The organism is Hathewaya limosa (assembly GCF_030815255.1).
In the GTDB taxonomy this organism is placed as follows: Bacteria; Bacillota; Clostridia; order Clostridiales; family Clostridiaceae; genus Hathewaya; species Hathewaya limosa.
This window is the reverse complement of the sequence record NZ_JAUSWN010000001.1, coordinates 233,827-260,432: the sequence shown is the minus strand read 5'-3', so window position 1 is coordinate 260,432 and position 26,606 is coordinate 233,827. Positions and strand designations below refer to the sequence as shown.

General features: G+C 27.7%; 28 protein-coding genes and 1 riboswitch. Of the genes, 9 read left to right on the top strand and 19 right to left on the bottom strand.

Annotated elements, in window-relative coordinates; genetic code table 11:
- Positions 1-19 precede the first annotated feature (19 nt).
- On the top strand, positions 20-376 hold the full coding sequence (locus QOZ93_RS01185; protein ID WP_111943710.1) for a tetratricopeptide repeat protein: 357 nt from the start codon (positions 20-22) through the stop codon (positions 374-376).
- Between the two features lie 57 nt (positions 377-433).
- On the opposite strand, the gene QOZ93_RS01180 is transcribed toward QOZ93_RS01185, so the two are convergent.
- The 4 genes from QOZ93_RS01180 to QOZ93_RS01165 form a co-directional block, all read right to left on the bottom strand.
- Positions 434-1,390 (bottom strand): polysaccharide deacetylase family protein, encoded by a 957-nt coding sequence (locus tag QOZ93_RS01180; protein ID WP_307354790.1) that lies wholly within the window; start codon positions 1,388-1,390, stop codon positions 434-436.
- Positions 1,391-1,472: 82 nt separating this feature from the next.
- Positions 1,473-2,648 (bottom strand): transglutaminase domain-containing protein, encoded by a 1,176-nt coding sequence (locus QOZ93_RS01175; RefSeq protein ID WP_307354789.1) that lies wholly within the window; start codon positions 2,646-2,648, stop codon positions 1,473-1,475.
- Positions 2,649-3,284, bottom strand: coding sequence for a recombination regulator RecX (gene recX / locus QOZ93_RS01170; protein ID WP_111943716.1), 636 nt, complete (start codon positions 3,282-3,284; stop codon positions 2,649-2,651).
- A 5-nt stretch (positions 3,285-3,289) separates the two neighbouring features.
- On the bottom strand, positions 3,290-4,546 hold the full coding sequence (locus QOZ93_RS01165; RefSeq protein ID WP_307354788.1) for a M16 family metallopeptidase: 1,257 nt from the start codon (positions 4,544-4,546) through the stop codon (positions 3,290-3,292).
- Between the two features lie 266 nt (positions 4,547-4,812).
- On the opposite strand from QOZ93_RS01165, the gene QOZ93_RS01160 reads away from it, so the two are divergent.
- The 8 genes from QOZ93_RS01160 (at position 4,813) to QOZ93_RS01125 (ending at position 11,432) form a co-directional block, all read left to right on the top strand.
- The gene (locus tag QOZ93_RS01160; RefSeq protein ID WP_111943720.1) at positions 4,813-5,211 is read left to right on the top strand and encodes a hypothetical protein; all 399 of its coding nucleotides are present in this window, start codon (positions 4,813-4,815) and stop codon (positions 5,209-5,211) included.
- A 202-nt stretch (positions 5,212-5,413) separates the two neighbouring features.
- Positions 5,414-5,923 carry a QueT transporter family protein gene (locus QOZ93_RS01155; protein WP_111943722.1) on the top strand — a complete coding sequence of 170 codons (510 nt, stop codon included), beginning with the start codon at positions 5,414-5,416 and terminating at the stop codon, positions 5,921-5,923.
- 476 nt (positions 5,924-6,399) lie between these two features.
- Positions 6,400-7,752 (top strand): electron transport complex subunit RsxC, encoded by a 1,353-nt coding sequence (gene rsxC / locus QOZ93_RS01150; RefSeq protein WP_111943724.1) that lies wholly within the window; start codon positions 6,400-6,402, stop codon positions 7,750-7,752.
- Between the two features lie 49 nt (positions 7,753-7,801).
- Positions 7,802-8,734: an RnfABCDGE type electron transport complex subunit D gene (locus QOZ93_RS01145; RefSeq protein ID WP_111943726.1), complete on the top strand. Its 933-nt coding sequence runs from the start codon at positions 7,802-7,804 to the stop codon at positions 8,732-8,734.
- Between the two features lies 1 nt (position 8,735).
- A complete protein-coding gene (locus QOZ93_RS01140; RefSeq protein ID WP_307354787.1) occupies positions 8,736-9,311 on the top strand; it encodes an RnfABCDGE type electron transport complex subunit G in 576 nt (191 codons plus the stop codon).
- Positions 9,311-9,979 (top strand): electron transport complex subunit RsxE, encoded by a 669-nt coding sequence (rsxE, locus tag QOZ93_RS01135; RefSeq protein ID WP_111943730.1) that lies wholly within the window; start codon positions 9,311-9,313, stop codon positions 9,977-9,979. The genes QOZ93_RS01140 and rsxE overlap by 1 nt, the downstream gene beginning before the upstream one ends.
- A gap of 31 nt (positions 9,980-10,010) precedes the next feature.
- Positions 10,011-10,589, top strand: a complete 579-nt coding sequence (gene rsxA / locus QOZ93_RS01130) for an electron transport complex subunit RsxA (protein WP_307354786.1) — start codon at positions 10,011-10,013, stop codon at positions 10,587-10,589.
- 21 nt (positions 10,590-10,610) lie between these two features.
- Positions 10,611-11,432 carry an RnfABCDGE type electron transport complex subunit B gene (locus QOZ93_RS01125; RefSeq protein ID WP_307354823.1) on the top strand — a complete coding sequence of 274 codons (822 nt, stop codon included), beginning with the start codon at positions 10,611-10,613 and terminating at the stop codon, positions 11,430-11,432.
- A 73-nt stretch (positions 11,433-11,505) separates the two neighbouring features.
- Here QOZ93_RS01125 and QOZ93_RS01120 read toward each other — a convergent pair whose 3' ends face one another.
- The 15 genes from QOZ93_RS01120 to QOZ93_RS01050 all read right to left on the bottom strand — a co-directional run bounded on the left by QOZ93_RS01120 (position 11,506) and on the right by QOZ93_RS01050 (position 26,594).
- Complete coding sequence (locus QOZ93_RS01120; protein WP_307354822.1) at positions 11,506-11,979, bottom strand: Gx transporter family protein; 474 nt, start codon at positions 11,977-11,979, stop codon at positions 11,506-11,508.
- Between the two features lie 48 nt (positions 11,980-12,027).
- Complete coding sequence (locus QOZ93_RS01115; protein WP_111943734.1) at positions 12,028-12,411, bottom strand: NusG domain II-containing protein; 384 nt, start codon at positions 12,409-12,411, stop codon at positions 12,028-12,030.
- Positions 12,395-13,435 (bottom strand): FAD:protein FMN transferase, encoded by a 1,041-nt coding sequence (locus QOZ93_RS01110; RefSeq protein WP_307354785.1) that lies wholly within the window; start codon positions 13,433-13,435, stop codon positions 12,395-12,397. Before QOZ93_RS01110 ends, QOZ93_RS01115 begins: the two co-directional genes overlap by 17 nt.
- 94 nt (positions 13,436-13,529) lie before the next feature.
- Complete coding sequence (locus tag QOZ93_RS01105; RefSeq protein WP_162630411.1) at positions 13,530-14,069, bottom strand: ribonuclease FAU-1 family protein; 540 nt, start codon at positions 14,067-14,069, stop codon at positions 13,530-13,532.
- A gap of 64 nt (positions 14,070-14,133) precedes the next feature.
- Positions 14,134-14,706 (bottom strand): xanthine phosphoribosyltransferase, encoded by a 573-nt coding sequence (locus QOZ93_RS01100; RefSeq protein ID WP_111943740.1) that lies wholly within the window; start codon positions 14,704-14,706, stop codon positions 14,134-14,136.
- 86 nt (positions 14,707-14,792) lie between these two features.
- Positions 14,793-14,894, bottom strand: a riboswitch (purine riboswitch).
- A 115-nt stretch (positions 14,895-15,009) separates the two neighbouring features.
- Positions 15,010-16,986, bottom strand: coding sequence for a transketolase (gene tkt / locus QOZ93_RS01095; protein ID WP_307354784.1), 1,977 nt, complete (start codon positions 16,984-16,986; stop codon positions 15,010-15,012).
- 373 nt (positions 16,987-17,359) lie between these two features.
- On the bottom strand, positions 17,360-18,112 hold the full coding sequence (locus QOZ93_RS01090) for an amino acid ABC transporter ATP-binding protein (protein ID WP_307354821.1): 753 nt from the start codon (positions 18,110-18,112) through the stop codon (positions 17,360-17,362).
- 28 nt (positions 18,113-18,140) lie between these two features.
- On the bottom strand, positions 18,141-18,779 hold the full coding sequence (locus tag QOZ93_RS01085) for an amino acid ABC transporter permease (protein WP_307354783.1): 639 nt from the start codon (positions 18,777-18,779) through the stop codon (positions 18,141-18,143).
- Positions 18,780-18,791: 12 nt separating this feature from the next.
- Positions 18,792-19,595 (bottom strand): amino acid ABC transporter substrate-binding protein, encoded by an 804-nt coding sequence (locus QOZ93_RS01080; protein ID WP_307354782.1) that lies wholly within the window; start codon positions 19,593-19,595, stop codon positions 18,792-18,794.
- Positions 19,596-19,766: 171 nt separating this feature from the next.
- Complete coding sequence (locus QOZ93_RS01075; protein WP_307354781.1) at positions 19,767-21,107, bottom strand: Na+/H+ antiporter NhaC family protein; 1,341 nt, start codon at positions 21,105-21,107, stop codon at positions 19,767-19,769.
- A gap of 411 nt (positions 21,108-21,518) precedes the next feature.
- A complete protein-coding gene (locus tag QOZ93_RS01070; RefSeq protein ID WP_111943751.1) occupies positions 21,519-22,247 on the bottom strand; it encodes a tRNA threonylcarbamoyladenosine dehydratase in 729 nt (242 codons plus the stop codon).
- Between the two features lie 21 nt (positions 22,248-22,268).
- Positions 22,269-23,354, bottom strand: a complete 1,086-nt coding sequence (locus QOZ93_RS01065; RefSeq protein WP_307354780.1) for a toxic anion resistance protein — start codon at positions 23,352-23,354, stop codon at positions 22,269-22,271.
- A gap of 18 nt (positions 23,355-23,372) precedes the next feature.
- A complete protein-coding gene (locus QOZ93_RS01060) occupies positions 23,373-25,001 on the bottom strand; it encodes a YceG family protein (protein WP_307354779.1) in 1,629 nt (542 codons plus the stop codon).
- Positions 25,002-25,164: 163 nt separating this feature from the next.
- Positions 25,165-26,106 (bottom strand): SPFH domain-containing protein, encoded by a 942-nt coding sequence (locus QOZ93_RS01055; RefSeq protein WP_111943757.1) that lies wholly within the window; start codon positions 26,104-26,106, stop codon positions 25,165-25,167.
- Positions 26,107-26,150: 44 nt separating this feature from the next.
- Positions 26,151-26,594, bottom strand: a complete 444-nt coding sequence (locus tag QOZ93_RS01050; protein ID WP_307354778.1) for an NfeD family protein — start codon at positions 26,592-26,594, stop codon at positions 26,151-26,153.
- Positions 26,595-26,606 lie beyond the last annotated feature (12 nt).

Genomic DNA, 26,606 nt, shown 5'->3' with positions numbered 1-26,606 from the left:
TAAACTAAAGGAGGAAAATATGAGTTACTTTAAAAAAGCTAACGACCTCTATAATGCAAAAGAGTATAAAAAAGCTATTTACATGTATAAAAAAGCCTTAGATATGAATGAAAACGAATCTGGCTCTCTGTATAATACAGCTGTTTGCCACATAAAGTTAAAAAACTATGAAAAAGCCATAGAATTTTTACGAAATGCTGTTCACATAAAACAAGACAGTAGATATATATTTAACTTGGCCTATTGTTATGCAATGTTAAACAATAATCCTAAATCCTTATATTATTTTAATTTGGCTTGGAGTTTAGACAATGATGATAAAGATTGTGAAAAAGCCATAAAACTTATTTTAGATAATTTTAGAAAATCTAAATAATATTAAAGACTGTGTTTTTTATACACAGTCTTCTTATTACTGATTATATTATACTTTTTAATCTAAAGCTTCATCTAAAGTTTTAAAAGTATATCCTTGTTTTTTTATATAATCTATTATTCTTGAAAGACTTCTAACTGTAGTTTGTTTTGTTGCAGCATCATGCATTAAAACTACAATATGTTCTTGTCCTCCTATGGTTTTTTTAACGTTATTAAATAACTTTTCCTCTGGAACATTAAGTCCTTCAGCATCTCCATTTAAACAATTCCAATCTACAAAATGATATCCAACCTCATTTACCTTTTTTTGAAAAATAGTTTTATTAAAAGACCCTCCCGGAAATCTTACTATATTACAAGGTTTCTCTTTTAATATACTTTCCACTACTTTTTCACATTTTTTAAAATCCTTAATCAAACTTTCTGGATTTCTATAAATTAAATTATAATCATGAGAATGCCCATGATTTGCAATTAAATGTCCTTCCTCTTTCTCTTTATGTATTAAATCAGGGTTTATTTCTGCCATTTGACCTAATACAAAAAAAGTTGCTTTTATATCATGTTCTTTTAAAATTTCTAAAACTTGTGGGGTAATATTTTTAGTTGGTCCATCATCAAAAGTTAAATAGCAAATTTTTTTTCCCCGAAGGTCCTCTTTTTTATTCTTACTTTTTTTAAGATTCTTGTCCTCTTTTTTATCACTTTTATCTATTACTTCTTGTTTTTTTTCTGTATCCTTTACAGAATTATTCTTGTCCACCTTGACATTAGAAGACGTACCTAAATTTTTATTTTCTATCTTAACATTATTCTTCTTTTCTCCTTCTGCATAAACATTATAACTTTCAGCAGATACATCGAATAATTTATTTCCAATAAATGCTCCTATTAAAAACATCCCTATTATAATTAATGAGTATATAGATATATCCATTATCTTATTTCTTTTTCTCATTTTCTCATTAGTACTTGACTTTCTTTTTTTTCTTACACGCTCTTGATTTTTCATTTTAACCATCCCTCCCAAATTTCTTGCCACACTATAATTATACTATTTTTGGAAGGAATTAGAAGTTACATTTTGTTTAATTTTACCATTCACCTGCAATATTAGATTCTTTATGTTCTAGTGAAAACATAGGTGTATTGAAATAATCTCCCGCTACTCCAAATGTAGTATCTACATTGATCCACTTATTTTTCTCTTGGATATATACTTGATTCCACGCATGACTTACCCAACTTGTACCATCAAATCCCTTTCCTGTTACAAGTCTAACTTTTATATCATTTGCCCTACACATTGATACAAATAGAGAAGAATAGTCAAAACAAATTCCCTGTCTTGTATTAAATGTATTAACGCTTCCTGATTTCACTGAAAAATCATTATTTAATACTCTCTTAGCTTTATTATAATCATATTTAACATTAGAACTTATCCATCTATAAATTGTTTTACTTTTTTCATATGAATTTGATTTATTTGAAACTAGCCTCTTACTAAATTCATCTATATTTGTGTTAGATTTTATAGCATCATTTAAAGTTATTCCATTATAATAAACTATTACATTTTTATTTGAATTAGGTATCTTATCACCAGGTTTTAATTCTTGAATTTCTATCTTAAAGGACTCATTTATTATATTAGGTAACTTTTTAGCTATATTAGAATTGGTTATAGGGGTTACCACTTCCCTAGAAAGTCTATTATATAATTGAGATCTTGCTATATATTTATTTAATTCTTGACTTATTCCCCCTATACTTAAAGCTGAACCATAATTTAAAATAAAACATATTATTATGACATATACAATACTTCTAGGTAATTCAAAAATAGCACCTAAAACTCTTTTAAATCCCTTACTTCTCTTTTTTGAGATAGATTCAATTCCATCAAAAATAGGATAAAGTATAATGGAATTAATTGTGATAATAATCCATTTTATTATCATATAGATAATAAAAATTATTAGAGGTAACACAACTAAGTATAGTACAATAAAATTTCCTTGTAAGAATTCAGTAACATTCCTAGGTATTAACTCATAGATTTTTTTAAATATCTGTAAATTTCTTTTCATGAAAATACCTTTAAAAATAAATATTCCTAAATATATAGATAATAAAAAAGATATTGTACTGGAAATACTGTATATAGTTCTCTTTTGGTCTATAGATCTATATGTTAAAAGGAACCCCTTCAAAATAGGATAAAAAAATGCTATTACTAAAATTATGCTTATTGGATCTTTAATCATCTATTCACCCTCTTCCATAACTTTTTTTAATAAGATATGTACGGTACTAAAGTCATAACCTCTTCTTAGTAAAAAATCATTTAATTTTTTTCTTATTTTTAGCTTATCTTTTTCACATCTTACAAGTTGATTATATTTTTTACTTGCTATTTCATATGCTATATCTAATTCCTTATCTTCATCTAAAGAATTTATCTTTTCATTTATTAATTTTTCATCTACACCCTTTAGTTTTAAATCGTATTTTATTTTATTTTTACCATGCTTTTTTAACTTTTCTTTTATAAATAGTTCCGTATACCTATCATCATTTATAAAATCATATTCCTTTAAAAATTCTATTACTCTATTAATAACTTCTTCATTATATTCACATTCCTCTAATTTCTTTCGAACTTCTTTTTCTGTTTTATATGATCTTCCTAAATATCTTAAACTTCTACTTTTGGCCTTAATAAAATTATCTTCTGAAATAATATTATTTATTTTTTCTTTATCAATTTCTTCTCCTTTTTTTATTCCTTGCATATATACTAAAGACATATCACAAGCAATAAAAAATTCTTCATTTACAAAAATATTTACTCTTTCTTTATTCTTTTTTTGAACCTCAATTTTTGTTACTAAATTACTCATTTACTCTATTCCTCACCATTATTTTCCCTTTTTAAAATATGTACTGTTGGGTTATTTAAAACTTTCTTTGCTATATTATAAATATCCTCACTTTTCATTTGTTCTAAACTTTCCATTTCTCTAATAAATTCATATATATCCCTATTTTCCATAACTTGTATTAAAACATATTGTGAAAGTTCACTAGCATCTTCTAAAGTAGAAATTAAAGAAGTTTTAAATATTTTTTTCATCAAAGTTAGGGTTCTGTCATTAAATACTATATTTTTATTTTTTATATTTTCTATACAATCATATATACATTTGATAGTTTCTTCTATATTTTCATCTTCTACACCTGTATAAATATATAAACTTTTAATATAATCAGAACAATCTACTTGAGTATATATATCATAAGCAAGTCCTTTGTTTTCTCTTATTTCTCTAAATAAAATGGAATTCGAACTTTCCCCAAATTTATGATTCAACACTCTAAGTGCTAATTCCTCCTCATCATTTAAATCAAAAAAAGTATATAAAAACACTATAGTGCTTTGTTCTATTTCTTTTTTACAGGTTTCATAATTTCCAGATATATTATTCTCACATATAATACCAGGTTTATTTATTGAATCCTTCTTCCAAGACTCAAAATATTTTTCAACTAACGCCTTAACCTGTTCATGTTCATAAGATGACACAATGGATATTACACTATTATTAGGAACATAATATTTATTATAATACTCCATTAATTTATTCCTTGAGAACGTTCGAATAAGTTTTTCTTTTCCTAAAACATCTATTTTTAATCCACTTTTTTTAAATCCATATTCATTTACCTTTTTAAAACTTAGATCCTCTAAATCATCCTTACTACTCTTAAGTTCAGATAATATAACTCCTCTTTCTTTTTCTAATTCTTCACTTGGGAAAACAGAGTTTATTACCATGTCAGATAAAATACTTAAAGATTCCTCCATCTCATCTTTTAAAGCTACTATATTATAAACAGTATACATATAATCTGTATATGCATTATATTCTCCCGCTAAGTTTTCTAATTTATTATTTAACTCTTCATTATTTTTTTCTTCCGTACCCTTAAAAAGCATATGTTCTATAAAATGACTTATACCCTTCTCATCTTCACTTTCATATAGAGCACCTACTTTTACCCCTACATTAATAGCCATTAATTCTGTATGCTTTTTAACTGTTACCAATTGTAATCCATTTTTTAAAACTACTTTTTTAGAATCAAAAAACTCTTCTCTCATTAAAATTCTCCTTTTAAAATAAAAGTATATTATTTAAAATAATAACATACTTTTTATGATTTTACCCATTTAGTTTAATTATAAAAATCATACTATGGAATAAATATTAATATTTATTCCATAAACTTCATCTATAACATGTAATATTTTTCATTAATATATAGTTAACTACAATTGCATATTCACTTATCTTCATGCAATGATTTACAATAATTAAAGAATAGTATATTATTAATTATAGAATTTGTCGTATAAGGAGAATTGTAGTGGAAAATTGTTTAAGTTTTAACACATCCTCTTGTAAAAATATAGAGGATTATAAAAATGATATAAAAACTAATATTATAGACATTTTAGATAGTAATGAAAAATTAAATTTTGCCTTGGTTGTTAAGAAATCAAATATTTCTCCAATCATTATAAAAAAATATCCTGAACTTAGAATATATATATTAGAAAATATAGATTATTATAAAGAGATTAAAATGATAGATAATAAAATATCTAAAGCTACTACTAGAATACTAGCTTCAAAAGAAAGTTTAACCTTTATGGCAATTATGAAAAGATGCAGATTTACATCAACTATGATGTATAAAAACAGTTATATTAAAGAAAAAGTTATAAAAACTATAAAAGAAAATAAAAATTCAATTAAACTTTAAAAAAGCTTAATTGAATTTTTTTAAACCATAAATACTTGCTTTATAATATAACTATTTCCTATATTTAATATTCCTTCAAAATTTCTTTAACTATTGATTTGACTGTATTGTTAAAAAGTATTAAAATAAATTAGTATTAAAAAAATACATCTTAGACAGTTCGAAACCATCCTGTCTATAAATAAAACTATGGAGGGATATTATGATTAAGTCAAATTCTTTTGGAGCAAAAAAAATTGCTCTAGTAGCTATTTTAGCTGCTATTTATAGTGTCTTAACTTTAGCTTTATCATTTTTAAGTTATGGCCCTATACAATTTAGACTTGCTGAGGGATTAACAGTTTTACCTTATTTCTCACCCTATGCTGTCTGGGGACTTTTTATTGGTTGTATACTATCAAATATAATAAGTCCTATGGGAATTCCAGATTTAATATTTGGTTCATTAGCAACATTAATAGGCGCAATAATAACCTATTATATTGGTAAAAGTAACTTAAAACATAAAAAATTGCTTGCACCTTTACCAGCTGTTATTATAAATGCTGTTATTATAGGTATTATGATTAAAATTCTTTATGTTAAAGATGTTCCCCTATACTTAAACATGCTATATGTTGGTATAGGACAATTACTTTGTTGCTATGGATTAGGTTTTCCTTTAATTAATATAATAGAAAAAAATTCAGTAATTAAAAATTACTTAAAATAAGGATTTAAGATCATCTTTTAGATGATCTTTTATTTTTTTATTGAAATAGAAGTTATCACATAAATTTATTTATTGAATTATAAATTGCATATTTATAACATAAATATATTATAAATTTTATTTAATATATAAAATTAATCATTACACTAAATATTATTTCATTACTTATGTCGTAACTTGTATTTTTTTTATTAATATGAAATTTTAGAATATAAGTTCATGTAGATGAATTTATATTAATATTTTATTGTGATTTTTTTAACTTTTAATATTTTTCATATAATTTTTACTTTTTAATCAAAATGCCTAGAAAGTAATTAATTATTGTTTTATAATAACAATATGAATTAATAAATTCATTTTTTCTATGGTTAAAAATTTACCTATAGATTTCACAAAAATTAACTATAGAAAAGAGCTTATATAAAGCTATTAAAAACTTTTTTCTATAGTCAAATTAGAAAGGAAGTAATACTATGGAGTTGCTAACTTTTAAAAAAGGTGTATATCCACCTCATGGCAAACATTTAAGCGAAAAAAAACCTATAGAAGAATACCTTCCTAAGGGTGACCTAGTATTTCCTTTATCTCAACACATAGGAGCTCCTTGTGATGCTCTAGTAAAAAAGGGAGATAGAGTTTTAGTTGGTCAAAAAATTGGAGAATCACAAGCTTTTGTGTCAGCTCCTATATATAGCAGTGTATCTGGTACAGTAAAAAATGTCACACCTATGATGACTGCAATGGGTACTAAGGCAATGTCTATAATTATAGAAAATGATAACCTATACGAATTGTATCCAGAAAACTTAAAAAAGAAAGACTTTACTGATCTTTCAAACGAAGAAATAGTTGCCCTAATAAAAGAAGCTGGTATAGTTGGTATGGGTGGTGCCACTTTTCCAACTCATATCAAATTATCTCCTCCTAAAGACAAAGTTATTGACAGCATTATAGTAAACGGTGCTGAATGCGAACCGTACCTTACTTGCGATCATAGACTTATGCTTGAAGAAGGAGAAAAAATTGTTGAAGGTTTAAAAGTTATTCTAAAACTTTTCCCTAATGCTAAAGGGTATATTGGAATTGAAAATAACAAACCTGATGCTATTGAAAAAATGAATACCTTAGTAAAAGGTGAACACAATATTGAAGTAAAAACTTTAAAAACAAAGTATCCTCAAGGAGCTGAAAAACAGTTAATTTATGCAATTACTCATCGTGAGGTTCCTTCTGGTAAACTTCCAGCTGATGTTGGATGTATTGTTCAAAACATAGGAACTGTGGCCCAAATTTATAACACTATTACTGAAGGTACTCCTCTTATTGAAAGAATAGTAACTGTAACTGGTGAAGCCATTAAAGAACCTAAAAATTTAAAAGTAAAATTAGGTACTTCTGTAAGAGAGTTAATTGAGGCCTGTGGAGGATTTAAAGAAGATCCTGTTAAAATAATTTCTGGTGGACCAATGATGGGTATGACCGTAGGTTCCATAGATATTCCTGTTACAAAGGGAACTTCCGGTATTCTTTGTCTTACTAAGAAAATGGCAGTTTTACCTGATCCATCTAACTGTATTAGATGTGGACGATGTGTACAAGCGTGTCCTATGAATCTAGTTCCTTCAAAACTTGCATCTTTATCAGCAAGAAGTGAATTAGAAGATTTTGAAAAAATGCATGGCTTAGATTGTATTGAATGTGGCTGTTGTACTTTTGTATGTCCTGCAAAAAAACATCTAATTCAGTCAATTCGTGTGGCAAAACGTACTGTTATTGCTAATAAAAGAAAACAGCCTAAAAAAACATTAGAAAAATGTAAAGCTTAGGTTCCAAAGTTGGATATAATGTAAAAAATAATAAGGGGTGACTTTAATAATGAGCGAACCAATGTTAACCTTATCTTCATCCCCTCATGTAAGGTCAAAAGACACTGTCCAAACTATTATGAGGGATGTTGTTATAGCTTTAATACCCGCTGCTATTGCTGGTGTATATTATTTTAAATGGCATGCACTATTAGTAATGATTACTGCAGTTCTTTCTTCCGTATTATCAGAATATTTATGGCAAAAATGGACTCATCAAAAAATAACTATATCTGATTATAGTGCAGTAGTTACTGGATTACTACTTGCATTTAACGTACCACCTTCTCTTCCTCTTTGGATGGTAGTATTAGGTAGTATCTTTGCAATCATAGTAGTTAAACAATTATTTGGTGGTTTGGGTCAAAATATAATTAACCCTGCCCTAGCTGCAAGAGCTGTTTTACTTGCATCATGGCCTGTAGCTATGACTAAATGGACTATTGATGGTGTCGCTACTGCAACTCCTCTTGCTATGTTAAAAGCTGGAGAAGGTACTCTACCAACATTATCTCAAGTTTTTCTTGGACATATTGGCGGTTGTATTGGTGAAACTTCAGCACTTGCTCTTTTAATAGGTGCTGCATACTTATTATATAAAAAAATAATATCTTGGGAAATTCCTGTATTTTATATAGGTACCGTAGCTATTTTAACTACCATAATAGGTAGAAATGGCTTCATGACTGGAAATGGATTATATGAAATCTTTACTGGTGGATTAATGCTTGGTGCATTTTTTATGGCAACAGATTATACTACTTCTCCAATGACTAAAAACGGCAAAATAGTTTTTGCTATTGGTTGTGGAGTATTAGCAACTGTAATCCGTATATTTGGTGGATATCCTGAAGGTGTATCTTACTCAATACTAATAATGAATTTATTTGTTCCTTTAATAGATAAATATATCACTCCTAAAATTTTTGGGGAGGTGAAGTAAGATGGAAAAGCAAGAAAACATCTTTAAATTAGGTATTATACTTCTTATCATCACTGCATGCGCTGGTTTAATTTTAGGTGTAGTACATGAGGTAACTGCTGACCCTATAAAAAAACAAGAAAAACTTAATAATGAAAATGCTATGAAAGAAATTTTAAGTAAAGCCGATAGTTTCAAAGTAAAAGAAATGAAACTTTCTCAAAATGTGTTAGAAGTAAACGAAGCTGCAAAAGGTAGTAACGTTATTGGTTATGCTATAAAAATGCAAACTAAAGGTTATGGTGGACAAATTCAATTAATGGTTGGTATTTCTAATGATGGGAAATTATCAGGAATAAAAATCATTACTCAAACTGAAACACCTGGTTTAGGTGCAAATTCTACTAAACCTTCTTTCTATGGTCAATATAAAGACAAACCTATAAAAGAAGATTTAGCTGTTGTTAAAGCCTCACCATCAAAAGATAATGAAATTCAAGCAATGTCAGGAGCCACTATTACTTCAAAAGCAGTAACTTCTGGTGTTAATGAAGCTATAAAATTTTATAAAGAAAATTTAGAAGGAGGTAATAAATAATGTATTCTCCTTTAGAAAGACTAAAAAATGGAATTATAACTGAAAACGTTACATTTGTTCAAGTACTTGCAATGTGTCCAACCCTAGCTGTTACTACTAGTGCTGAAAATGGCTTAGGTATGGGAATTGCCTCTACTGCCGTATTGATTTTTTCAAACTTTTTTATATCACTTATTAGGAAATTTATTCCTGATAAAATTCGTATTCCTGCATTTATTGTTGTAATTGCTACTTTTGTTACAATGTTACAATTTTTAATGCAAGGATTTGTACCTGCATTATATAATGCCTTAGGTATATTTATTCCTCTTATAGTTGTTAACTGTGTAATTTTAGGTAGAGCTGAAGCATTTGCTTCTAAAAACGGACCTATTATTTCAATATTTGATGGACTAGGACAAGGTTTAGGATTTACTCTTTCTCTTACTGTTATTGGTATTATAAGAGAAATATTAGGTGCTGGTACAATATTCGGTCATCAACTATTACCTAGTTCTTTCCAACCAGCAATTATTATGATATTAGCTCCAGGTGCTTTCTTTACGCTTGGTATTTTAATGGCTATCTTAAATAATCATAATATTAAAAAAGAAAAGAAAAATAAGAGAATTAGTGAATTTGCTGGTTGTGATGGCAATTGTGCCCATTGTTCTGCAAAACACAAATAAAATTCTGAAATAGAAAGAAAGGTGAAAATAGATGAATTTATTTGTTATTCTTATAAGTGCCTTACTTGTAAATAACTTTGTTCTATCAAAATTCTTAGGAATATGTTCTTTCTTAGGTGTATCTAAAAAAATAGAAACAGCTACTGGTATGGGTGCTGCCGTTACATTTGTTATGGTTTTGGCATCATTTATATCATACATTGTATATCATTTTATATTAGTTCCATTAAATTTAACTTATATGTATACTCTAGCGTTTATATTAGTCATAGCTGCCTTAGTTCAATTTGTAGAGATGGTTATAAAAAAGAAAAGTCCTTCATTATATAATGCTTTAGGTATTTTCTTACCTCTTATTACAACTAACTGTGCTATATTAGGTGCTGTTATAATTAATATGAACGAAAAATATAACCTTATAGAATCAGTCTTTGCTGGCTTTAGTTCTGGTCTTGGATATATGTTGGCTATTGTTTTATTAGCTGGTATAAGAGAAAGATTAGAAGAAGCTTCTAATATGCCTGAAGCTATGAAAGGTTTACCTATTTCTTTAATTACTGCTGGATTAATGTCTGTTGCCTTCTTAGGTTTCCAAGGCTTAATTCACTAAGGGAGGTATATTTAAATGGAAATAACTTCAATTCTTTATCCCGTCTTAAGTTTAGGAGGATTAGGATTAATATTTGGTATTGTATTAGGATATGCCTCTAAAAAGTTCCATGTAGAGGTTGATGAAAGAGTTCCATTAGTTAGAGATTGTTTACCTGGTGCCAACTGTGGTGGTTGTGGATATGCTGGTTGTGATGCTTTTGCACAAGCTGTAGTAGAAGGTAAAGCCCCTGCAAATGGTTGTGTAGTTGCTGGTGCTGGTGCTGCTGAAAAAATAGGTGAAGTTTTAGGTGTAGATGTAGAGGCCTCTGAACCTATTAAGGCTTTTGTTAAATGTGCTGGAACTTGTGATAAAGCTAAAAAGTCAGGGATTTATTATGGCAATATGTCTTGTACAGAAGCAGCAGTAATTCCTGGTGGTGGTAATAAATCTTGTTCATCTGGCTGCTTAGGTTTAGGTTCTTGTGTTAATGCATGTAAATTTGATGCTATCCATATAATAGATGGTGTAGCTGTAGTAGATGAAGAAAAATGTACAGGTTGTGGTGCATGTAGTAAAGCATGTCCTAAACATCTTATAGATCTAAAACCTCAATCTGAAATTATTAGAGTTCAATGTAATTCTAGTGAAAAACTTAAAGCTGTTAAGGATGTCTGTGCATCTGGTTGTATGGGATGTGGAGTATGTGCTAGAGTATGTCCTGAGAAAGCTATTGTTATCGAAAATAATTTACCTGTTATAGATCAAGATAAATGTAAGCTTTGCATGACTTGTGTTGAAAAGTGTCCTGTTAAAATAATAAAACCTTTCGGAAAAGTAAGTCCAAAGGTACCTATTCAATAATCTCTTATTATAATAAAAAGAGTTATCTCAAATTAGAAAATTTTTCTATTCAGAGATAACTCTTTTTTATTATTTATTTTGCTATTTTTAATATAGTATAAAATCTTTTTCTAAGTAATTCTACTACTATTCCTATAAAATAACCTGTTATTACAGCTGAAATCATTAATACGGGAAGATAAAAATATATTCTAAAATCTTTAATAATAAAGGCTGCAATTAATAATTGTCCTATATTATGAAAAATTGCTCCACCTACACTAAGCCAAGATATGCTAATTTCATCTTTAAAATATTTGTATAAGCAAATCATTACTATATTACTTAAAATTCCTCCACTTAGGCTAAATAAGAAACCAAATAGGTTTCCTCCAAATACAGCCCCTAAAAATGTTCTAAGTACCATTATAATAATTGCTTCTTTCCACCCAAAACATAATAAAGCAAAAAGAGAAATAGAATTTGCTAGCCCTAATTTAATCCCAGGAAATAATACTGGAATTTGAGATTCTATAACATATATGACTAGAGCCATCCCTAACATCATGCTTAAAATTAATAGTTTTTTAGTTTTTTTCAATTTTATCCACCAACCTTAAAATGTTACTTCATCCACTTCTACCTTTTCCCCTATAATTTTAATATAAATTTTATGTGGAAGACATACAGCCATTTCTCCTTTTTTCGAAAGCCATCCTGATCTCACACATACTTTATCATGACAGGTTGCATCATTAAATCGTATTCTTCCTTTTTCTATTAATATACTGTTAAATTCCTCTTTTCCTACCTTCACTTTAAATTCTTCAGGTTTATTAACAGTGGCTAAATCAATCTTGTAAATAACTTTGCCTTCTTTATAAACTTCTGCTATTACTTTTTGATCTTTTCCGCTTATAAAATAAAAGACTATAGAACCAAGACTAAATAGAAAAACTATAATAACTAAACATAAAACAAACTTATCGCCCTTCTTCATAAGTATACTCCTTATTGCTTATGTTGAAATTTTCCTTATTAAGTCCCCTTGTTGTATAAACTTTTTTATCCTTTGTTACAAAAATTGCCTCAACCCCTTTTAAACTTTCAATAAGTTTTCTTCCCTTCTCTAATCCTAAAATATATGTAGATGTTGATAATGCATCTCCATCTATAGACTTATCTGAAATTATGGTAGTACTTATAAGACCTTTTTCCGCAGGATATCCTGTTTTAGGATCAAGTATATGATGATATCTTTTACCATTCTTTATAAAATATCTTTCATAATTTCCAGAAGTAACTACAGACTTGTTCTTAACTTTTAAAACACTAAAATATTCTCCTTGTTTAGCGCAGGGATCTTGTATGCCTATATTCAAAGGTTCACCATTTTCTTTTCCACCATAAATATATAAATTACCACCTAAGTTTATAAATGCTCTTTCTAAGTTATACTTTTGTACAACCTTCTTTAACTCATCTGCGGCATATCCTTTAGCTATACCTCCTAAATCAAGAGCCATTCCTTTCCTATTTAAAAATAGTTTATTATTTTTTATAAGTATATCCTTAAAATTAACCAGTTTTAATTTGTCTTCTATTTCTTCTTTTTTAGGAACCCTGGCTTTTTCCGTTCCAATCCCCCAAAGTTTAACTACTGGCTCTATGCTTATATCAAAAGCTCCTCCTGTTAGTTTACTATATTCCAAAGCTTTTTCTATAACATATAAATTCTCTTTACCTATCACAATGTCTTCTTTACCTGAATTATTATTAACTTTACAAATTTCACTACTAGCTATATTAACAGACATTTTATTCTCAATATTACGAATTTTTTCTATAGACTCATCTATAGCTTTATCGCCATTTTTTCCATAATATTTCAAACTAATTATAGTACCTAACATAAAACTTTCTTTTTTGTAAACCTTTTGCGACTTTGTACAACTACTTAGAGTTATGCACATTAGAATAAAACTTAAACTAATACAAAGCAACTTTTTTTTTCTTTTACTCATATTATTTTTGCCATCCTTGTCCTAAAATGTTTATCTTTATTATACCCTAGTAATAATGTGTTGTTAATAATTTTAAAGACCTATTTAAAAATTTTTAAATAAGTCTCATCATTTCTTTTAAATGTTTCTTGCTAAGATTAATTGTAGGATTTATACCTTTTTGAATTTCCTCTTTAACCTTGTACATAACATTATAAGCCTTATTAAATTGTTCCTTAGAAATTTCTCCTTGATCTAATGCATCCTTCAATTCATCTTCATCTAAAATAGCAATTTTTCCTGAAGGTAATAATACAATATCTAAATACATATCACGAAAATAAGGTATTCCTCTACTATCTAAAAAATTTCCTTCACAAATATCTACATACCACTGAACTATTTCACCATTTTTATCATACATAACTGTGGTTGCATACTCATCTTTTTCACCAAAATATTGCATCCATATATAATCCGTATCTAATATTAAATACCTTTCATTTAGCGTTGTAATAAACTTAGGAGCAGATACTTTAGTAAAATAAGATATTCCTACATATCCTTTAAATCCATCTTTTTCAACAAAGGTAAAGTTAAATTTTTTATCTATAACTTTACTTGAGGATATAATATCAGCATATTTAATCTTCATAAAATCTCCTAACTGTATAAAAAACCTTGATATTATAAAATACCAAAGTTTTTTTATCATAAATTTATTTTAATGTAACTTTACCATTTTCTATACTTTCTAAAATGGCCAATGATTCAACTTTCACTCCTACATCTTCTATTGCTTTTCTTCCTTTTTGGAATCCTTTTTCTATTACTATTCCTACACCTACTGGCTCTGCCCCTGCTTGTCTAACTATATCAATAAGACCTAAAGCAGCACATCCATTAGCAAGAAAATCATCTATTATAAGAACCTTGTCTCCTTTATTAAGATATTTCTTACTAACTTTTACATTATATCTTGTATTCTTAGTAAAAGAAAATACTTCTGATTCATAACATTCTTTGTCTAAATTAGAACCTGCTACTTTTTTCGCAAAAACTACAGGGATATAATCAAAATATTGTGCAGCAATACAAGCTATTCCTATTCCTGATGCCTCTATTGTTAAAATTTTATTTATTTCGTCATTTTTAAATCTCTCTTTAAATTCTTTTCCCATTTCATTAAATAATTTAATATCCATTTGATGATTTAAAAACATATCTACTTTTAATAGATTTCCTGCTAAAATTTCACCTTCATTTAATATCTTTTCTTTTAATAAATTCATTATATCATCCCTTCCCAAATTAATTACTTTAACAAATTATACCCAAAGTAAATAATTATAAGGAAGTTATGTAAAAAAACACATAACTACTTTAATTACTTACTCATAGTCAGATGGTTTATGGCTATCTTGTAGAAACATTTGACCCGTATCGTCAAATATATATGAGTATAATTAAACTATTTAAAGTTTATAATAATATAAATTTCTTTATAAGTAAACCTTTTATTACAAAAATATAAAAGAGAGTATTAAAAGATACCCTAAAAATATCTTTTTTTACACTCTCTTTTAATTTTAAAACTATTTATTTAAAACTTTTAATGATTTTTCTACAACATTTTCTACTGTAAATCCAAATTCTTTAAATAATGTATTTCCTGGGGCAGAAGCACCAAATGTATCTAAAGATATAATTTCTCCATCTAATCCTACATATTTATGCCATCCCATAGATGATGCAGCTTCTACTGCTACTCTATTTCTTACACTATTAGGTAGAAGTTTTTCTTTGTATTCTTCTCCTTGTTCCTCAAATATTTCCCATGATGGCATACTAATTACTCTTGCACTTATACCTTTTTCTCTTAATACTTTTTCAGCTTCTACAATTAATTGTACTTCTGAACCTGAAGCCATTAAAATTATATCTGGAGTTTCTTTTTCACTTTCTTTTAGCACATAAGCACCTTTTAGAGCTTCCTTGCCTGAGCCCTCCAATAATGGCAACTTCTGTCTAGATAATATTAAGCCTGTTGGTGAAGTTTTACGTTGTAATGCTGATACCCATCCTGCTGTAGTTTCTCTTGCATCAGCTGGCCTAAATGTTGTAAAGTTAGGAATACTTCTTGCTGCAGCTAACTGCTCAATTGGTTCATGAGTTGGTCCATCTTCTCCAACACCAATACTATCATGAGTTAATATATAAATTAATGGTAATTTCATTAAAGCAGATAGTCTCATAGCACCCTTCATATAATCAGAGAATACAAAGAAAGTAGCAACAAAACTTCTTAATCCACCATGAAGAATAATAGCATTACCTATAGCTGCCATAGCATGTTCTCTAACACCAAAATGGATATTAGAACCAGTTCTATCTTCTTTGGAGAATTCGCCCATTTCTTTCATGTTAGTATTATTAGATGGTGCTAAGTCTGCAGAACCACCAAATAAATTTGGAATAATTTTTGTTAATTTATTTATAATAGTACCTGATGCAGCTCTTGTTGCAACAGCTGATTCATAGTTCCATAACTCTTCCATATCTTCAAGGTTTAATTCTTCATCACCAAAATCTTTATCCCATTCTTTTGCAAGTTCTGGATAAGCATTTCTATATTCTTTAAATAACTTGTTCCAAGCTTCTTCTTTTTCCAAACCTGCTTTTTTCATTTCTTCAGTAAAGTTTTTAACTTCTGCTGGTTCTGTAAAATCTTCTTCTTTCCAATCGAAGAATTTTTTAATAGATTCTATACCTTCGGCCCCTAACGGAGAACCATGTACTCCTGAAGTTCCTTGTTTTGGTGCACCATAACCTATAGTTGTATTTATAACAACTAAGCTTGGTTTTTCACCATTTTCTTTAGCTTCCTTAATAGCCTTCTCTATATCTTCAATATTATTTCCATCTTCTACTTTTAAAACATTCCAGCCGTAAGCTTCAAATCTTTTAGCTACATCTTCCCTAAATGCAATATCTGTCTTACCTTCTATTGATATATTATTAGAATCATAAAGTACTACTAACTTATCTAATCCTAAAGTCCCTGCAAGTGAAGCAGCCTCTGAAGCTACACCTTCCATCATACATCCGTCTCCTGCTAACACATATGTATAATGATCTACTACATTAAATCCTTCTTTATTAAATTTAGAAGCTAAATGAGCCTCTGCCATAGCCATACCTACTCCATTAGCTATACCTTGACCTAAAGGTCCTGTAGTAACTTCAACTCCTACTGTATGACCATACTCTGGGTGTCCTGGTGTCTTACTTCCCCATTGTCTAAAATTCTTAAGATCTTCTATTGAAAGATCATATCCAAAAGTATGAAGTAAAGAATATAATAAAGCTGAACCATGACCTGCTGAAAGTACAAATCTATCTCTGTTTTCCCATTGAGGATTTTGAGGATTGTGATTCATAACCTTACTCCACAATGTATATGCCATTGGCGCTGCACCTAGTGGTAATCCTGGATGACCTGAATTTGCTTTTTCTATAGCCTCTACTGAAAGCATTCTTATAGATTTAATAACTGCTTCGTTAATATTCATGATTTTACCTCCCATTGTTTAATGGTATATTATTTTTCTGTTCATTACTTACCTTCAATATAAAAATATTCCCAAAGTTATTATAAAACACCTTAGAAAATATATCTACCATTTAATGATACTTTTATTTAATTTATCATAATTATTTTAATTTAAAGTTATATATTACACATAATTCCTAAATATTTTTACAAACAATTCATTCATTTTGTATTATTAGAGTATCATATTTAAATTATTACGCTACATTTTTTCTGTTTTTTTACTAAAATGATACATAACATTTAAGTTTTTTTACTTTTTAAAATATCAAAAGTAAAATTAGCTTATGTAAAATTTACATAAGCCTCAAAAATTTCGTAAAATAATTACTTTAATCTACAAGTTTTAAAAATTCTCTGATTCTTAAATTCTTACTTCTAATAAATATATCTTTTGAACTACCTTTTTCTATTATTTTTCCCTGATCCATAAAAATTATTTTAGAAGATATATCTCTTGCAAAATTCATTTCATGTGTAACTATAATCATTGTTATTTTTTCTTCACTTAATTCTTTTATTACCTTTAGAACTTCTCCAACCATTTCTGGATCTAATGCAGATGTTGGCTCATCAAATAAAATTATATCTGGATTCATTGCTAAGGTTCTAGCTATTGCCACTCTTTGTTTTTGTCCTCCCGATAATGAAGAAGGATAAACATCTTTTTTATCTAAAAGACCTACTTTATCTAAAAGTTTTTTAGCATTCTCTATTGCATTATTTTTACTTTCACCTTTAACCTCTATTGGTGCTAAAATAATGTTTTCCAATACTGTTTTATGAGGAAATAAATTGAAATTTTGAAATACCATACCCATATGTTTATAACTTTCTTTAAAAAAGTTAACATCTTTAAAAAATTTATTATTATTTTTATCTTTTTTTAAAACTTCTTTACCTTCATATAGGAGTGTTCCATTTTGTATCTCTTCAAGACTAATTAAAGTTCTTAAAAAAGTACTTTTTCCTGAACCTGATGGTCCTATTATAGATACCACTTCCCCTTTTTTTATAGAAAAATTAATATCAAATAATATTTGATTTTCTCCATAAAACTTTTCTAAATTTTTAACCTCTAATATATTATTTTCATTCATATTCATATTCCTCCTAGTTTAAATAAGAGTATTTTTTCTCTAGTTTTTTGAAAAAACGCACCATAATAAATGTTAAAACTAAATATATAATTCCTGCAATAAATAGTGGCATAATATCAAAATCTCTAGTTACAATTTCTTTGGCATTTCTTAACATATCACCCATTCCTATGGTAGACACCAATGCTGTATCTTTTATTAAATTTATAGCTTCATTGCTTAAAGACGGTAATACTCTTTTAAAGCTTTGAGGAAGTATAATTTTAAAGAAACATTGTATTTTATTAAATCCTAATACAAAAGCTGCCTCTTTTTGCCCCTCATCGATAGATTCAATTCCACCTCTAAATATTTCAGTAAAATATGCTCCATAATTCAGAGTAAAAGTTAAAACTGCTGCTACAAATGGTGTAAAAGTTATCCCTATATTTCCTAATCCAAAGTATATAAATACTAATTGAAGAAGTAACGGAGTTCCTCTAAAAACCCATGTATAAAGATCTAAAATAAAATTTATTATCTTATTTCCTGTAGATTTACCCATAGCACATAACAGCCCTAATGGCATAGCTAATACTAAGGTGAAAAAGTAAATTATTATAGTTGTATTTAATCCTTCTAATATATATGAGGTTATATTTATAAAATCCATATATTGCTCTCCTTATTTTTCTACGTTTTTTCCAAACCATTTTTTCAAAATCTTATTCATAGTACCATCTTTTTTCATTTTGTCTAAACATTCATCTATTTTATTTTTTAACTGTATATCTTTCTTTCTAAAACCAATACCATATTCTTCTTCACCAAAATTATCTGCCAAAACTTTATATTCATTAGATCTTTTAGAAATATAATATCTTCCTACTACTTCATCCACTACAACAGCCTTTATTCTATTTGCTGATAAATCCATTAATGCTTCTGTATTTTTCCCATATTTCTTAATTTCTTTGATATTATTTAAAACTTCTTTATTTTTATTTAATGCTGTATCACTACTACTTCCCATTTGAACTCCAACTACTTTATCTTTTAAGTCCTTTTTATTTTTTATACTAGAATTTTTATTTACAATAATTATTTGACCATTTTCCAAATAAGACTTTGAAAAAATAATTTTATCTTTTCTTTTCTCTGTTATAGTAAGTCCATTCCAAATCATATCTATATCCTTATTGTTTAAACTACCTACGATTCCATCCCATTCTATTGCTTTAAATTCTACTGAAACCCCCATTTTCTTGGCAACTTCCTTTGCTAAATCAATATCAAATCCTACTATTTCTCCTTTATTATTTCTAAATCCCATAGGTGGAAAACTATCATCTAAACCAACAATAAACTTTCCTTTATCTTTTATATATTGTAATGAATTATCTTTTTTCCCTGATTCCCTTCCACATGCACTAAATAAGAACATACTAATCATAATAAAAAAATATATTATAAGTTTTTTCTGTCTCATTTTTTCACTTCCATTCTTCCTTAGTTTCTATTATTATACTTTATCATAGTAAAGTTGTAAAGTGATAATTTAATAAAGTCAGCTTTAGACTTATATTTTTATAAAATAAAAACTGTCTTATTCCAAAATTTTATTTTTAGAATAAGACAGCACTTTAAAACTTAATATTTTTTATTCTGTAACTACTTCCGTTTCTCTATCTTTACTTTTTACTATTTTAGTCTTAGGAAATCCTACAATAATGCATACTAAAGCTATTATTCCCATTAAATATGGGTAATACAAATATTTCATAATTTCAATTGGAGAAATTTTTGATAAACTTGATGCTAATAATAATTGAGCTCCATATGGTATTATACCTTGAAAAGTACATGCAAAAATATCTAAAATACTAGCGGTTCTTTCCTCTTCGATTCCATATTTTTCACTAACATTTTTAGCTATTGATCCTGTTATAACAATAGAAACCGTATTATTAGCCGTACATAAATCCACAATACTAACTAATAGAGCTATTCCAATTTCTGCTCCTTTTTTACTTTTCATTCTTTTACTAATTATATATAAAATATAGTCTATTCCTCCATTATGACTAATAATTTGCACCAACCCTGCAACAAGTATAGAAATTATAATAAGCTCTGACATACCTAAAATACCATCATTACATGCCTTTACAAATCCCCATATATTAAATGCTCCTGTGCTTAATCCTATAATACCAGCTAATCCTACCCCCAGTGCAAGAATAGCTAAAACATTTACTCCCATAAGTGCACCAACTAAAACCACTATGTATGGAATAACTTTTATTATATTATACTCATAAGCTCCACCGACATTAGTTTTTACTCCAAGTGTTGTTATAATTAAAAGAATAGTCGTAATAATTACTGCCGGTAAAACCATGAATAGATTTACCTTAAATTTATCTTTCATATTAGTACCCTGTGTTCTAACTGCAGCTATAGTTGTATCAGAAAGCATGGAAAGATTATCTCCAAACATAGATCCTCCTACCACTGCTCCAATAGCTAGTCCAGGATTTACACCTAATTTTTGTGCAATTCCCATTGCTATTGGTGCTAATGCAGCTATAGTTCCCATAGAAGTTCCTATTGCTAAAGATATAAATGCTGCTATTAAAAATACCCCTGCTATTAAAACACTACTAGGCAAAAACTTTAATCCTAAATTAACAGTAGATTCTACCGCCCCCATAGATTTGGCTACATTTGCAAAAGCCCCGGAAAACACAAAAATTAAAAGCATAATAATTATATCTAAATTCCCTGCACCTTTACAGAATAACTCTAGCTTTGTATCTATTGACTCCTTAGGATTCATCATAAATGCTACAATACAAGCTGCCAAAAGAGCAATTATAACTGGCATTTTATAAAAATCTTTAGTTATAATTGATGTAACTAAGTATAATGCCAAAAAAATTCCCATAGGTAATAAAGCCATTGCACTTCCTCTATTTAATTTTTCTGTACATTTATCCATAACCTCGTTTAGTTCTATATGAACTAAACCTCACCCCCATATATTTTTATTTATATTAAATCTTCTTAATACAAATAAGAATATATCACATAAAATGACAAATATAAACATTTATTACATAATAGTATTAATAGCTAATTTAATATTTAAAAATATAATACTTCTATTTCATCGTTATGTTTTCATAATTTTATAAATATTCAGAAAATATATTTACATCTTAAAATTTTTATGTTATCATATTAACTATAAACAAGTTTAGTTATTTCTAGAATTACTGATAAATAACTAAATTCCTCATCACACCGCGTCTAAGCTTATTCTGTGCCCCCCATTGTGTATGTATAATGGTTGAATAAGCAAAGACTATAAAATATTAAAGCTCCTATAAAATAGGAGCCTTTTTTTATGTTATTTATTAGCCTTATTCGCAATAATATCTTTTATAACCTCTCCTCCAATTATCATACCTGCAACTGGTGGTACAAAAGGCATACTTCCTGGAGCCTGCCTATTTCCTTTTAACTCTGCACCTTCTAATATTTGTGGTTTTAATGGAATTTCTTCAGAATATAAAACTTTTACTTTTTCTATGCCTCTTTTCTTTAGCTCATGACGCATAACCTTAGCAAGAGGACAAACTTTTGTTTTATTTAAAGTAGTAATCTTAAACTGTGTAGGATCCATTTTATTTCCTGTACCCATAGAACTTATGATGTTAATATTATTTTTATAACAATATTCTATAACAGATATTTTGGAAGAAACTGTATCGATAGCATCTACTACATAATCTACGTCTTTTTGTATTAATTCTTCAATATTCTCCTTACTTATGAAACATTGATGAGTAATTACATTACATTCAGGATTAATACTTAAAATCCTTTCTTTCATTATATCTACTTTTACTTTTCCTATGGTATCATGTGTTGCTATTATCTGTCTATTTAAATTAGTTAGTGAAACTGTATCCTTATCAACTAAAACTATAGTTCCTACTCCACTTCTAGCTATAGCTTCTGTAACAAATCCTCCAACTCCTCCAACTCCTAAAATAACAACTTTAGAATTTTTCAAATCATTTATTGCATTTTTTCCTATTAATAATTCTGTCCTAGATAATGAATGTTGTTCCATTTTATTTTCCCTTCATAAATTCTATACTATTTGTTTTGCTTTCATCTGATTTTGTAAATCATTTAATGTTGCTAAACTTTGATTTCTAGTATTTTTATTTTCTTCTTCAATTTTCTTAGTTTCTTCAATACCTTGCATTATTGTATTCCATGTATTTTGAAGAGTTTCAATTTTCACAGAAGATGATCCTGAAAGTCTAGCAATATCTATACTTTGATTTTTAAGATTTTCTGCATTTTTCATTAATAATTCATTAGTAGTTTTATCAAGCTCTTGTAATGAATCTGAAACAAGTTTTTGTCTCTTTAATGCTACTGCTTGAATGATTCCATTCTTAAATACTGGAATAGTAACAACAAAAGCTGAATGTATTTTTGATACTAATTTATAATTTCCTTTTTGAAGTATTCTTATTTGAGGAGCAGTTTGAATAGATACCATTTTAGCCATTTCCAAATCATATACTCTTTGTTTTAAAAGTTCTAAGGAATCTTTAGTATTTTGAACTGCTATAAGATCCATTTGATCTCCACTGGCTGCAGCTTTTTCTTCTAAGCTAGGTATAATTTTATTTTCTATCTCTTCTGCTATAATGTTTCCTGCCACTATATATTTTTCTAATTCTTTATAATAATGTACATTTTCTTCATACATAGCATCTAACATTATATTTACATCGTTTATATCCTTTTTATAACATGTAAGTTCAGTGTAAATCTTATCTATTTCACCACCTATAGTTCTATATTTACCTAAAACTTTCTCCACTCCTTTAGGAGCTCTTTTTAGTAACTTGTCAAAGAAACTTGGTTTTTCTTCTCCGAAATCATTCTTATCAAATTTTTTCATAATACTAGTCAATTGTTTTATCATATCACTGGAATTTTCAACACTAGTTGACTTTATTGTACTTAAAATCTTATCTGAAAACTCCGCAATCTTCACTGCTGGCTCATTTCCAAACTCTAAAATTGAATTATTATCAGATAAGTTAATTTTAGATGTTAGTGATTTTACTTCTGGTGATTTTTTTAATTCATCTACATATTGATTTGCAATTTCCTCAATATTATCTTCTTTAACCATTACAACATCATTATTTTCCATACTAACTCCTCCTTAATGTTAAATACCAAATAACCTTCTAAAAAACCCTTTATTTTTTTCTTCTGGTTTTCTTAATTTCAGATTAAACATCATTTTATCTAAATTATGAACATCATATAATTCTTTATATATATAATTTTCTATGTCATTATATCCTGATGGATTAAATATAATTATATCTAATCCCATATAATTTAATAAGGTCAATATTATACAGTCTTCTAAAGACAAATTACCATTTTGTTCATTATTATATATAATAATTTTAGGAACATCCTCTGGATAGTCAAACCCTTGTAATAATTGAATAAACTTCTTATCCATTCCATGTATAAGAACCGAAAAAATTTCAACTTGAAAATCTCTTACATTTTCATTTTCTCTATTATAAATAACTGGATTTATACACAGTTCCTTTATTCTTTCCCCTAAAGCTCTCTGTACCCCTGTTCTAAGTTCTTTATATGGCCACCAAGAAGAATTAATCATCTTATCTACATCAAAATATAAACTTTCTTTAGGATATACCTCCATAAACTTTCCATATTCTAAAGGTGCAAAATCTACTATAGGTAACTTGTTTATAAGAATAGTATTTTTTTCTTTTTTCATTTCTTCTATATATTCAAAATAAGTTTCTATGTCTTCCTTTACTCCCCTTATTTTAGCAAAAATGTTTGGAATAAAAACAGTGTTATTAGCAACCTTCCATCCTTGTCTTACACTTGCATTTTCCTTAATCCAAATGAATATTTCTTCAAATGTAGTTTTAAGTGTAACTGCATTTACATTATAATCTGCAAATTGCCACGGCCTATAAAAATTATTTTCTTCTCCATAAAGTATTTTATCAAGTTCTTCCTTTGCCCCAAAAGCTGTTGTATTCATTCTATCATTAAAACTCTCTGGTAGCTTTTTTAATGGACAACGCTTTGAAAAAACAACTTCTCTTGAAAAACTATTGCATGGATCTATTTTTTTAAATATAGAATCTTCCTCTGTAGTATAATACATAACATCTATTCCTAAAGTCCATAAAAGAAATAAAAATAACCCCTCTTCTTCAGTTATTTTGCCATAATATAAAACCTTAGGATTTAATTGTTCATAATCATAATTAATAATAAGTAATGGCAAATATATATTTATCCAATTTAAGATTAAAACAAAACTTTCATTTATATCATTAGACTCACTATTTAGCCTTGAATAATATTCTAAAACAACCTTTAAATTATTTTTTACTTGTTCTTTAAATTGAATATTATTTAAAGAAGGAAATAAACCAAATTGTTCTGCGTTTTGTATCATTTCACTTATATTATTACTGTTATTGTTTTTTAAATTATAAAGGTTGCTTTGAATTTTAATAGCTACATCTCTTGAAAATCCATCTGTAATTTTTAAATATAATGTACCTAAAAATTTTAGTTCTCTATCTATTCTTAAAAGTTCATCAAAATATTCCTCTTCATTTTCCTTTATCCCTATAAATCTATAGAAATATGCAGGAACTGTAACTACACTTGAATTAATTTTAAATCCCTTTCTTTTTTTTAAGGGTATTTTTAAATCTTCCCATACTCTATCATCTAATTCCAAATTTTGAGCATTAATTTGTAAATTACTTAGATTAGCCTTAACCATAAATTATTTCACCCTTCAAATACCTATATTTATAGTATATAGTATACCATAAAGCCTTTTATTAATTAATTTAAATTTTAATTAAGACTTTTGGCTATATTTACAAAAAGGCTTGTCAATATTTTCATTGACAAACCTTATAATCCGTATACTTATAGCCTAATTATTTATTTTTTTCTTTTAACATATCTGCTATAGCTGAAATACTACCTAAACTTGATAAGGTTTCATTTGGAAGTATAAGTTTGTTGGCAGGACTCTTAGCCATTTCTTTTAAAGCCTCAACTTGTTTTAATGCAATTACAGTTTCATTTGTTCCTGATTCTATAATAGCTTTATTTATCTTGCAAATAGCTTCTGATTCTGCTATTGCAATTGCTTCTATAGCCTTAGCCTTACCTTCTGCCTCTAACAATTGAGACTCTTTAAGACCTTCAGCTCTTCTAATATTAGCTTCTTTTTCTGCCTCCGCTTCAAGAATTTTTGCTTGCTTTTCACCTTCAGCTCTTGCTATATCACTTTGTTTTTGACCCTCTGCTTGAAGAATAAACGCTCTCTTATCTCTTTCTGCTTTCATTTGTTTTTCCATAGCTTGTTGAATTTCAGCTGGTGGAATTATATTTTTGATTTCAACTGAAAGAATTTTTATACCATATGCATCTGTTATTTCATCAATTATTTCTAATAATTTAGAGTTTATTCTATCTCTTCCTGATAAAACTTCATCTAATGTCATTTCTCCAACAATATTTCTCATATTAGTAATGGTTGAATAAACTATACCTGATTTATAATTTTCTATATTATATACAGCATCCTTTGAATTAAGTACTTTATAGAAAATTACATTATCAATAGAAATCTTTACATTATCTTTAGTAATAACATTTTGTGGCTGTATATCTAAAATTTGTTGTTTTGTAGATATTTTCTTTCTTACAAAATCTGCAAAAGGAATGGTAAAGTGCCATCCTGGTTCTAAGGTTCTATGGTATTGACCAAACCTTTCTACAATGTACACATTCCCTGTGTTAACAACTTTTATTGATGATACTATAGTTATTAAGATAATAACTAATAAACTTACTAGAACTATGAATCCCATATTACTTCCTCCTAATTATTTATATATTTTTAATATTAGTTTTTCTATACTTTTACTTCTTTTGAAGGTTTAATAACTAATTTAGTTTTGTCAATACCTACTATTTTATATTTTTCCCCCTTATCGATAGTTCTCCCCTTATTTTTAGCAGTCCAATATATTCCATCTACTTTAATATTAGCTTTACTTGTAATTTTTTCTTCAGCTATATATTCTCTACCTATATATTCTTGTTCCATAGTTTTAGTAACAACAATAGATTTTTTGATAATTCTTTTTACAATTGGATATCCAATTATCAATCCTAAAATACTTAAAATAGAAAATACTACTATTTGAATTCCTATAACTGCATTACATGTTAATGCTATCATTGCCGCAAATGCACCTATTGCAAACCAAACAAATAATCCTGCACTGGTAAATATATCTAAAAATATGGCTAGTACAGAAATTATAATCCATATACATAACATTGACCAATTCATTATTATCACCCC